Below are 10361 nucleotides of genomic sequence, written 5' to 3'. Positions count from 1 at the left end.
GTCCGCGGGCATGAAGCCGTTGCTGGTACTGGCGAAGATTCGCGGCATCATGGACGCCTTCACGCTGTCTGAGCCGGAGTTGACGCTCAGCGAGATTCGCGCCCGGACCGGGTATCCGACGTCGACGGTGCAGCGACTGGTGGCCAACCTGGTGGCCGAGGAGTTCCTCGATCGGATCGACGACCGTTTCCGGATCGGGGCCCGGGTCGCATACTGGGCGGCTCCGGTCGCGAGCAGCATGGGCTTGCTGGACGCGGTGTCACCGGCGCTGGAAACGCTGCGCGACGCGAGCGGTGAGACCGCGTGCTTCTTCCGTCGCGAGGGTCCTTTCCGGGTGTGTGTCGCACTCGCGGAATCACGCCACGGCATCCGTCGTGAGATGCATGTCGGCAAGATCATTCCGCTCTATGTCGGTTCGGCGGGCCGGGTCTTGATGGCCTGGGATAACGAAGCATTGCAAGAGGTACTGGCGTCTGAGTTGATCCGGTTCACCGATGCGACGGTCACTGATCCAGACCTGTTGCGCACCAAGGTCGAACAGACACGCCGAATGGGTTTCGCCATCACCAGCGGCGAACGCGATGAGGGCGCCACCGGCGTCGCGGCGCCGGTGTTCGATTCGCATGGTCATGTGCTGGGTGCGCTGATGATCAGCGGACCCAGCTTCCGGTTCTCCGATGAGCTCGCCGAACTGTGGGCCGACAATGTTGTTGGCGCGGCCGACCAGGCGACCCGCACCCTCGGCGGCCGGCTCCCGTATTGAGCTAGCCCGCGAAAGGCGGGCGCGCCATCACGGTGGGCTTCCAGCCGTATCTGGGTGTCCTGCCTGCGCCGCCGTCTCCCGGGCCGGTCAACGGCAGACCGCCCATGACGTTTCCGATCCCGGAGTCCGGCGTCTCCCTGATGTTGCTGATCGGCAGCGGGGCCGCGGCCTCCGCTCCCACCGGGCTCCCGTTGGCCCAGACCGGCGGAACCGATAGGCGTCCGACCGATCCTGCATTGCCCAACGTTCCCGTAACCGGAGCCCCGCCACCGGCCAGCCCCGGCCCGCCTGCCGGCGGTGCTGCGGGCGCCGGGGCGGCCGCGCTCGCAGCACCGCCAAGTGCACCCGTGGATTTCGCGATCGAAAGAAAGGTGTTGGCGAGGCCGGCGGAGAAGAAGGGCAGGCCCTCGGTGTTGTAAAACGTGGTGGAAAACGGCGCGTAGAAGGTGAGAAGGTCACCCAGCCATCCCAGCGGCCCTGTGGTCAGCGCGTCCTTGACCGGATCATCCGCCGGTGCGGCGGCCTGGGCCAGCTTTCCCAACGTCGAGGTGATGTTGCTCATCCTGCTGCGCAACGTGTTTTGCGCCGTGCCCACCGAGGTACCGGTGGCCGCGGCGACCGCGGACTCCTGTTTTCCGGTACCACCCGGGTTGGTCATATGAGGTGCCGAGGTAAACGGTTTGACCGCCGAGGTGTTCGCCGATCGGCCCGCATAGTTGTACATCGTGTCCGAGTCGATTGCCCACATATCCTGATACTGGGCTTCCAAAGCCGCTATCGCCGCGGTGTTTTGGCCCATCACGTTGGCGGACTGCAGCTGCGCCAGATTGACGCGGTTGGCCGCGATCACCGGCGGCGGCACGATCGCGGCATGCGCCGTTTCGAAGGCCTGCGCAGCGGACGTGGCTTGACTGGCCGCATGCTCAGCCGCAGCGGCAGTGGTTCTCATCCATTGCACATACGGGGTGACGGCTTCGGCCATCAATGCCGAGGCCTGCCCCAACCACTCCTCGCTGGACAACGTGGTCACCACCCGGTCGTAGGCGGCGGCAGCCGAATTCAGCTCAGAGGCAAGGATATTCCACTCGGAAGCCGCCCCCATCATCGACGCCGAGCCCGCACCCGCGTACATCAGTCCCGAGTTAACCTCCGGTGGTAACACCCCAAAGTCGAGCATCACGAGCCCCTTAACCGGCTGCGATTGCGTTAGCGGCCTCGGTGGCCGCATACGATCTCGAGCTGACATCCAATGCGTTGACAAACATCTCGTGAATCGCCGTCGCCTGTGCACTGACCTGCTGATACAGCTCTCCATGGGCTGCGAACTGCGCCGCAGTCAGTATCGACACGTGGTCTGCGGCAGCGGGAATCACCCCGGTGGTCGGCGCCGCCGCGGCCGCATTCTGCGCCGAAAGTGCAGAGCCGATCGTCCGCAATGCACCAGCCGCTGCCATCAACTCTTCCGGTTTCGCAGTGACAAAGGACATGTGATCTCCTTACTCAATAACCTTCCGGCTCAATGAGCCTCGAGGGTTTTCGGTACCGACAACGACTGGATCGCACTCTTCGACGATCACATTCGAAGGCTTTGGTGTTCGAATCATGTTTCGGGCCATGGCGTTATCCGGCCGATGGTGGACGAGCAGTAAATCGGGGGCGAAATCCGTATTCGCGGGGCGGCAAGCCGCCACGGTTACGTCTGCCGCGAGCCGGCGCTAGTGGGCCGAGCAGCGTCTCTGGTCGATTCGACGGCCCGCTGACATCCTCGATGCCGATCGCCTGGACTGCTGCCTTGGGCGCTGTCGCGTACCAGCTCGTTGGAACCGATAGCGAACCAATCTTGGTTGACGAAGCCAAGTTTGCCGCGATCAGCCCACCGCCAAGATGGACCGGCGCCGCGAGGGCGGGCGTTGCAGAGAAGCCGACTGCGGCGCCGACATGCTCGGGCCACAGCACACCTAGCTGCGAGAAAATCAGATTTCCCACGTACATCCAAGGCCAGTAGATGACATCCAGGGGACCGAATAGAAGTCCCTTTATCTGGCTGGACAAGGTATTGATGATGTCGTTGAGCGATTGCTGAGTCGCCGGCGGGGCGTCGGTCCCCGCCGCTTCGACCGCGGCCTGAACGACCGCAGCTTGCTGTTGGGCCAGTCCGGCTTGGTCGGTGGTCTGGGCCGGCTTGGTGAACGGGGCCAATTGTGAAGCAGTTGCCGCGAAGCCCGCATAACCGTTCATGGCCGCGGCGTCCTGCGCCCACATCTCGGCATAGACGGCCTCGGTGGCCGCGATGGCCGGAGTGTTCTGGCCGAAGAAGTTGGTCCAGACGAGCAGCATCAACTCGGCACGGTTCTCGGCGATCACCGGCGGCGGGACCGTCATCGCATAGGCCGCTTCGAAGGCCGACGCGACGGCTTTGGCCTGGCTGCTCGTCTGTTCGGCCAACGCCGCGGCGGCGCTGAGCCACGAGATATAAGGCGCAGCAGCGGCGATCATCGATCTCGATGCCGGGCCGAACCACGACGAGCAGGTCAGCTCCGCCGTCACCGTCGAATAGCTGGCCGCACTCGACGCCAGGTCGGCGGCCAGGTAGTCCCAGGCCGCGGCCGCGGCCATCATGGGCCGCGGCCATCATGGGCCGCGGCCATCATGGGCCCCGGCCCGGCACCGGCATACATCCGGGCCGAGTTGATTTCCGGCGGTAGCGCCCCAAAATCGATCACTACTACTCCTGGACGCTCATACCGGGTTGATCTCCTCGAGACTGCGCCGCGACGTGCGCGGGCCCAGCGTGAGAACAGCGGCGATGACGACGGCCAACGCCGTTGCCACCACGGTGAACATCGCACCGGCGCCGTAGCGGTCCAGGATCGGGATCAGCACGAAAGGCGAAGCGCCACTGGATAACCGGGACAAGGAGTACGTCCATCCAACGGCCGTGGCGCGCACCGTGGTCGGGAAGATCTCGGCCTGGTAGACGTGATAGACATTGGAGAAGATATTGCTGGTGGCGGTGGTCATGAAGCCGAACACCACGATCAACGCGACCGACGACTGTGTCGCGAACAACAGTCCGAATCCCGCGACGGCCACGATCGAGCCGACGAGCAGGAATTTGCGTTCGAATCTGGCCAGCAGTGGGATCGCCATCAGGGACCCGATCGGATATCCGAGAAACGACAGCGCACTGAACAGCATCGAGGACGTGACGTCGTAGCCGCGACTGACCAGCACCAGTGCGGCAAGCGTGCCGAACCCGTAGTAGCCGTATGTCTGAAACAGGTGGAACACCGTCAGCATCACGACCCGGCGGTTGTACGGGGCACGCCGTAGTTGCGTCAGTGCCGACTGAGCGGGCCGGCCGACACGTCCGATCTGCGGGCCGGCATTGATCTGCACCGCAGGCACATCCGAGCCGGCGGCGAACGCGTTCAGTGCCCGCTGCGCCTCCTCGAACCGTCCCGCCGACGCCAGCCAGCGCGGCGACTCCGGTAACCAGCGGTTGAGGATGAACACGATCACCGCGCCACCGGCGCCCAGCGCCAGCAGCCAGCGCCACCCCGCGATGCCGAGCGGCGAATGCTGCGCCAACCACCACGCCAGAAAGGCGGCGAAGGGCACCGCCAGAAACGAACAGGTATCGGCATAGGAGGCCAGCCGGCCACGGTGCTCTTTGGGCAAGACGTCGGCAAGGTAGGAGTCGGCGACCGGATACACGGCGCCGATCCCGACGCCGGCCAGGAATCGCGCGAGCACCAATAACGCGGGAGACGGCGCAAACGCACCGGCCAACGAGAAGGCTGAAAACCAGCTGAGGCCGAGCAGGAACGCCTTTCGGCGACCCATCCGGTCGGCGAGCCGGCCGAAAAATGCCGCGCCGAAGAACATTCCGATGAACGACGACGCCAGGACCAGCTTGAGGGGGGCGGTGCCCCGTATTCCGAAATCGTGGCTGAGCGTGGCGCTCAGGGTGCTGGACAAGAAGATCTCGTACATCTCGAAGAACAAGCCGAGTCCCACCGCGACGACAACCTTGCGGTGCACCGCCCCCACCGGCAAGCGATCCAATTGCTCGCCGACGGAGTCCGTGCCCACTGCCGTGATCGGTGATGCGGTCATTCCCACCTTCTCGTTCTCGCGATCCGCCACCTTCGCAGCAGATCTACAACGTGGTTTGTCGCTTGCAATGTGAGCCAGGCAACAAGGTCCGACTGTAGCGGGTCCCGTCACTGAACGGAAGGGGTCTCTTGCCATATTGTGGGTAGCAGTGCACGATATGGGTTACAGGAAGGATTCCAGTGAACGAAGCCAACGGACCGCTCGACCGAGTACGCGTCCTCGAGCTGGGCAATTACATCGCCGCGCCCACCGCGGGACGGCTCCTGGCCGATTTCGGCGCCGAAGTGATCAAGATCGAGCGGCCGGAGACCGGGGACGAGTTGCGCACCTGGCGCCTGTACTCCGGTACGACCTCAATGCTGTTTCGCACCATCAACCGCAACAAGAAGTCGGTGGTCGTCGACCTCAAGAGCGAGGACGGTCAGGCGGTGGTGCGCGAGTTGGCCCGCTGCAGCGACATCGTGCTGGAGAACTTCCGCCCGGGGACGCTGGAACGGTGGGGCATCGGCCCGGCCGAGCTCAGCGCGCAGAATCCCGACCTGATCATCGTGCGGGTGTCGGCCTACGGGCAGACCGGACCGCGGCGGCATGAGCCCGGTTTCGCCGCGGTTGCCGAAGCGATGGCAGGTCTGCGGGCGCTCACCGGCGATCCCGACCGTCCACCGTCGCGCACGGGTGTGTCCATCGGCGACTCCATCGCCGGAATCTACGCGGCCTTTGGTGCTCTGGTTGCGTTGCACCAACGCCAAAGAGACCGGGCAGCAGGCAGATCCACGCCAGTATGTGACCGTACCGTCGACGTCGCGTTGACCGAAGCGATCTTCTCGGTGATGGAATCGCTGGTCCCCGAGTACGACGCTTACGGCGTCACTCGTGCCCGCACCGGCGGCCGCTTGGAAGGTATCGCCCCCTCCAATGCGTACCTGTGCGGCGACGGCCGCTGGGTGGTGATCGCCGGCAACGGCGACGGCATATATCGCCGGTTCATGAAGCTGATCGGCCGGCCAGAGCTTGCCGAGAGCCTGCAGCTGGTCAACAACGCGCTGCGGTGGCAGGCCCGCGACCAACTCGACAAAGCGATCGGGGCGTGGACCGCCACAATGACCGCACGCGAAGCACTTTCGGCGCTTGAAGCCGCCGGAGTCCCGGCCGGCCCGATCAATACCGCTCCCGACATCAAGGCCGACGAGCAGTTCTTGGCGCGCGGCATGATCCAGCACATGCCGGTATCCACCGGTACCGAGACCCTGCCCGACGTCGCGTTCCCGGGCATCGTGCCCCGGATTGGCGAGGGAGCGCGGGCAATCCGCACGCTCGGGCCCGATCTCGGCGAGCACACCGAGGAGATACTGGGCGCCGCGGTTGTGCGGCGCGATCTCAACCGTCCCAATATCGAGGAGCTGACCGGATGACAACCTCGGCGCGATTGCGCGATGTCACACTGCGCGACGGCTTGCAGCTCACCGGAAAGCTGCTCGACACGGACACGAAAGTCGGGCTGGCACGGGCGCTGCTGGACGCCGGCATCGACGCATTAGAGATCGGGGCGATGGCACGACCCGACTTGGTGCCCCCGATGGCCAACACCGTTGAGGTCATCGAAGCGCTGACTCCCGAAGAGCTGCAACGGTGTTGGGTGTGGACAGCCACGCCGCGCGGCGTCACTCGGGCCATCGAGGCTGGTGCACGCAACCTCGAATACTGTCTGTCGGTCAGCGATCAACACAACTACGCCAATGTCGGGCGTACCACCGAGCAAAGCATGGCCGCTCTCCCCGAGGCCGTCGACTTCGCAGCGGTCGGTGGTGCCCGGCTGCAACTGACCTTGGCTACCGCATTCACCTGTCCATACCAGGGCACGATCGACCCAAAACAGGTCATCGACTTGGTGAGCGACAACCGTGCGGCAGGTATCTCGAGCGTGATGCTGTGCGACACCCTCGGCCAGGCCACACCGGATGAAGTGCGGCAGCTGGTCACGCAAGTCCGCGATCTCGCGCCGGAACTCGAGATCGTCTTCCACGGGCACGACACCTGGGGCTTGGGAGTCGCCAACACCATCGCCGCGATCCAAGCCGGCGCCGATATGGTCGACGGGGCGCTCGGCGGCCTGGGCGGCTGTCCTTTCGCCCCCGGAGCAAGTGGCAACACCTCCACCGAAGATCTACTGTTCGCGCTGCAGCCCCCATGGCTCACTCCCTCGGTGTTCTCCGGCGTCGTGACCGCCGGCGCGCAGATCCTGGCCCAGCTCGACGAGCCGAACCGCTCCCGCGCCGCCGAAGGCGCACGGTCCACGGCCGACGCATTCCCGTGGGTCACGTAGCCCGCAGCCGCGTCGCCTCCGCGCGGCCGCGGGCAGAAGCGATGCGCCATCGCCCACAGTCGCGCTCGGTAAGCCCGGCCACCTCGAGCATCGCCAGCGGTCCCAGCACATGCTCGGGCGGTAGCCCGGATGCGATGGCGATTTCGTCGACCGTCGCGGCACCGCGGCCGGGCAGCGCCTCGTAAACCTGGCGTTCGGCCTCGCCCAGCCCGTCGAAAGCGGTTGCGGGCCGGGGATCTTCGAAGGCGAGTTCGCCGATGCGGCCGACAAGTTCGACGATGTCGTCGGCCCGGGTAACCAGCTCCGCCCCGTTGCGCAGCAACGCGTGACAGCCCGCGGACGCCGACGAGGTGACCGGTCCGGGCACCGCGGCCACCACCCGGCCCAATGCACTCGCCCAAGCGGCAGTGTTCGCGGCGCCGCTGCGCACGCCCGCCTCCACCACCACGGCGGCCCCCGCGACGGCGGCAACCAGACGATTGCGGGTCAAGAAGCGGTGCCGGGCGGGGCGGATGCCGGGCGGGTATTCGCTGAACAGCAGCCCATGCTGGCCGATCCGGTGCAGTAGCGCCGAATGCCCTGCCGGATAAGGGATGTCGATGCCCCCAGCCAGCGCCGCAACGGTGATTCCGTCGCAGTGCAGCGCCGCGCGGTGGGCCGCCCCATCGATGCCGTAGGCACCACCGGATACCACCGCGACGTCGCGCTCGGCCAACCCCGCCGCCAGGTCGGAGGCCACCTGCTCGCCGTAAGCGGTCGCCGCCCGGGTACCCACCACCGCGGCCGCGCGCGCTGCCACCTCGTCCAGCCGCGCCGGACCCAGCGCCCACAACACCATGGGCGGCGCGCCGCGCGGCCGCGCCCCGACTCCATCGAACGACGAGAAAGCGACCAGCGGCCACTCCGGGCAGTCGGGTGTGATCAACCGACCGTCGCGACGAGCCAGCAGGTCGAGATCCTGCGCGGCCCGGTCTATTTCCCGCCTGGCCGCGGTACGCTGCGCCAGCTCGTCGCCGACCAGTCCACGCCGGACCCGCTCGGCGGCCTCAACCGGGCCGACGCACCGCACCAGACCGGCGAGTTCGGGACACGGCGGCTCGGCGACCCGTGACAGGTAAGCCCAGGCCGACCACGCGGGATCGTCGAAGGCCGCGGTCATCGTTGCGCTCCCAGCTGCCGGAAGCTCAGCGCGGCGGCCACCTCGTCGAGCCCCGGCGAGCTTCGGCCGGCCAAGTCGGCCAGACTCCACGCGACGCGCAATGTGCGATCCAGCCCGCGAATACTGAGCAGTCCACGCTCCACCGCAAGGCGCAGCGGATCCATTGCTGTGCTGCTGGGCCGGAACTTGCGCCGCAACAACGTTCCGCTGACTTCGGCGTTGGTTCCAAAACCGTGCGGCCGCCAACGCGCAGCGGCCGTTTCGCGGGCCTGCGCCACCCGCTGGCGCACCTGCGCACTGGATTCCCCGTCCGCCGCCGCGAACGCGCCCGCCCGCACCGAATGCATCTGTACCCGCAGGTCCACCCGATCCAGCAAGGGACCCGAAAGTTTGCCCAGGTAGCGCCGTTTGGTCGCGGCCGCACAGATGCAATCCTGTGGATCCGTCGGCGCGCAGGGGCACGGGTTGGCGGCCAGCACCAGCTGGAAGCGGGCCGGGTAGCACGCCACCCCGTCGCGGCGTGCGAGCCGAATGAGACCATCCTCCAACGGTGTTCGCAATGCTTCCAGCGCGCTGACACTGATCTCGGCGCATTCGTCGAGGAACAGCACTCCGCGGTGCGCTCGGCTGACCGCGCCGGGGCGGGCCATTCCGGAACCGCCGCCGACGAGTGCCGCGACGCTGGAACTGTGGTGCGGCGCCACGAACGGCGGCTCGGTGATCAGCGGCGTATCTGCAGACAACAGCCCGGCCACCGAGTGGATCGCGGTCACCTCGAGGGCTTCGTCGTCCGTCAGGCTGGGCAGCAAACCTGGAAGACGTTGCGCCAGCATCGTTTTACCCACACCCGGCGGGCCGGTCAGCATCAGGTGATGCGCCCCGGCGGCCGCCACCTCGACCGCGAAGCGCGCTTGCGCCTGCCCCACCACGTCGGCCAGATCTCCCGCCGGCTCCGGACCGGTGGCCGCCGCCCGGGTCCGCTCGTCCAACCGGGCCGACCCGCCGAGCCAGCCCTGCAGTTGCCCTAGTGTGCGAACGCCCCAGACCTCGATTCCGTCGACCAGGCTGGCCTCGGCCAGGTTGTCCACCGGGACGACGACGGCGGGCCAGCCGTCGCGCTTGGCGGACAGCACCGCCGGCAACACCCCGCGCACCGGCCGAACCCGGCCGTCCAGCGACAACTCGCCGAGCAGCACCGTCTTCTCCAGGCGTTCCCACGGATTTTTGCGTTGCGCCGACAACACCGCTGCCGCGAGGGCGATGTCGTAGACCGACCCCATTTTCGGCAGCGTCGCCGGTGACAACGCAAGCGTGAGTCTGGCCATGGGCCAGCTGTTTCCGCAGTTGGTCACCGCGGCCCGGACCCGGTCGCGCGACTCCTGCAACGCGGCGTCGGGCAGCCCGACGAGATGGACCCCGGGCAGCCCCGAGGTGATGTCGGCCTCGATCTCCACGATCTGTCCGTCCAGTCCGCGCACCGCGACCGAGAACGCGCGCCCCAACGCCATCAGCCGATCCCCCGCAGATGCGAAATCTCCGGCGTGCGGCGGCGCCCGACCCGCACCCCGATCACGTCGATGCGGACCGCCGCCCAGCGCCCTTCCTGAGCGGCCAGCCAGAGTCCGGCCAGCCGCCGCAGCCGCCGCACCTTGCGGGGTGTGACGGCGTGTGCCAGACCCCCATATCCGTCGCCGGTCCGCGTCTTGACCTCCACGAACACCACCGTGCCGGTGGCGTCGTCGGCGGCAATCACGTCGAGTTCGCCGTACCTGGACCGCCAGTTGCGGTCCAGGATCCGCAATCCCATCCGGGTCAGGTACTCCACGGCGAGGGCCTCACCCATCGCTCCCAACTCGATCCGAGTCGGTGTCTTTGCGGTTGTCATGCGGCCAAGATGCTCGGTGGGCCCGACATGACGTACCGCACCGGGCGCCGCGGGCCCGGCATGGCGACCGGTTATCCCCAGTCCGGCGTCGATGCACAGCCGGCCCGTGGCT

The 10361-nt window shown here is 67.0% G+C and carries 9 protein-coding genes and 1 pseudogene; 3 read left to right on the top strand and 7 right to left on the bottom strand.

Annotated features, from left to right (window positions below):
* Positions 1-763: IclR family transcriptional regulator (locus DB708_RS23695; protein ID WP_235616919.1), on the top strand; the 763-nt coding region annotated here is incomplete at its 5' end.
* Between the two features lies 1 nt (position 764).
* On the opposite strand, the gene DB708_RS23690 is transcribed toward DB708_RS23695, so the two are convergent.
* The 4 genes and pseudogenes from DB708_RS23690 to DB708_RS23675 form a co-directional block, all read right to left on the bottom strand.
* Positions 765-1940: a PPE family protein gene (locus tag DB708_RS23690; protein WP_165839904.1), complete on the bottom strand. Its 1176-nt coding sequence runs from the start codon at positions 1938-1940 to the stop codon at positions 765-767.
* A gap of 10 nt (positions 1941-1950) precedes the next feature.
* Positions 1951-2250, bottom strand: coding sequence for a PE family protein (locus DB708_RS23685; RefSeq protein ID WP_108925916.1), 300 nt, complete (start codon positions 2248-2250; stop codon positions 1951-1953).
* A 133-nt stretch (positions 2251-2383) separates the two neighbouring features.
* Positions 2384-3483 (bottom strand): annotated as a pseudogene (locus DB708_RS28350) (PPE family protein).
* A gap of 19 nt (positions 3484-3502) precedes the next feature.
* Positions 3503-4882 (bottom strand): MFS transporter, encoded by a 1380-nt coding sequence (locus tag DB708_RS23675; protein WP_201263605.1) that lies wholly within the window; start codon positions 4880-4882, stop codon positions 3503-3505.
* A 179-nt stretch (positions 4883-5061) separates the two neighbouring features.
* On the opposite strand from DB708_RS23675, the gene DB708_RS23670 reads away from it, so the two are divergent.
* Together DB708_RS23670 and DB708_RS23665 are read left to right on the top strand one after the other, a co-directional pair.
* Positions 5062-6294: a CaiB/BaiF CoA transferase family protein gene (locus tag DB708_RS23670; protein ID WP_108925915.1), complete on the top strand. Its 1233-nt coding sequence runs from the start codon at positions 5062-5064 to the stop codon at positions 6292-6294.
* Positions 6291-7205: a beta/alpha barrel domain-containing protein gene (locus DB708_RS23665; RefSeq protein ID WP_108925914.1), complete on the top strand. Its 915-nt coding sequence runs from the start codon at positions 6291-6293 to the stop codon at positions 7203-7205. The genes DB708_RS23670 and DB708_RS23665 overlap by 4 nt, the downstream gene beginning before the upstream one ends.
* Here the strand turns inward: DB708_RS23665 and dprA are convergent.
* Genes dprA through DB708_RS23650 form a run of 3 tightly spaced genes read right to left on the bottom strand, consistent with a single transcriptional unit; the run spans position 7198 to position 10249 of the window.
* Positions 7198-8364 (bottom strand): DNA-processing protein DprA, encoded by a 1167-nt coding sequence (gene dprA / locus DB708_RS23660; RefSeq protein ID WP_108925913.1) that lies wholly within the window; start codon positions 8362-8364, stop codon positions 7198-7200. The two genes, DB708_RS23665 and dprA, sit on opposite strands and share 8 nt — an antisense overlap.
* Positions 8361-9872 carry a YifB family Mg chelatase-like AAA ATPase gene (locus tag DB708_RS23655; RefSeq protein ID WP_108925912.1) on the bottom strand — a complete coding sequence of 504 codons (1512 nt, stop codon included), beginning with the start codon at positions 9870-9872 and terminating at the stop codon, positions 8361-8363. Before DB708_RS23655 ends, dprA begins: the two co-directional genes overlap by 4 nt.
* Entirely contained in the window at positions 9872-10249 is a 378-nt protein-coding gene (locus DB708_RS23650; protein ID WP_108925911.1) for a YraN family protein, read from the bottom strand. Before DB708_RS23650 ends, DB708_RS23655 begins: the two co-directional genes overlap by 1 nt.
* Between the last annotated feature and the right edge of the window lie 112 nt (positions 10250-10361).

Source organism: Mycobacterium montefiorense, from assembly GCF_003112775.1.
Classification (GTDB): domain Bacteria; phylum Actinomycetota; class Actinomycetes; order Mycobacteriales; family Mycobacteriaceae; genus Mycobacterium; species Mycobacterium montefiorense.
This window is presented reverse-complemented; position numbering and strand designations above follow the sequence as displayed.

Bases quoted from the DNA above. Each gene is read 5' to 3' on its own strand.
- DB708_RS23685 (WP_108925916.1), bottom strand. From the start codon at position 2,250: ATGTCCTTTGTCACTGCGAAACCGGAAGAGTTGATGGCAGCGGCTGGT.
- dprA (WP_108925913.1), bottom strand. From the start codon at position 8,364: ATGACCGCGGCCTTCGACGATCCCGCGTGGTCGGCCTGGGCTTACCTG.
- DB708_RS23675 (WP_201263605.1), bottom strand. From the start codon at position 4,882: ATGACCGCATCACCGATCACGGCAGTGGGCACGGACTCCGTCGGCGAG.
- DB708_RS23655 (WP_108925912.1), bottom strand. From the start codon at position 9,872: ATGGCGTTGGGGCGCGCGTTCTCGGTCGCGGTGCGCGGACTGGACGGA.
- DB708_RS23665 (WP_108925914.1), top strand. From the start codon at position 6,291: ATGACAACCTCGGCGCGATTGCGCGATGTCACACTGCGCGACGGCTTG.
- DB708_RS23650 (WP_108925911.1), bottom strand. From the start codon at position 10,249: ATGACAACCGCAAAGACACCGACTCGGATCGAGTTGGGAGCGATGGGT.
- DB708_RS23690 (WP_165839904.1), bottom strand. From the start codon at position 1,940: ATGCTCGACTTTGGGGTGTTACCACCGGAGGTTAACTCGGGACTGATG.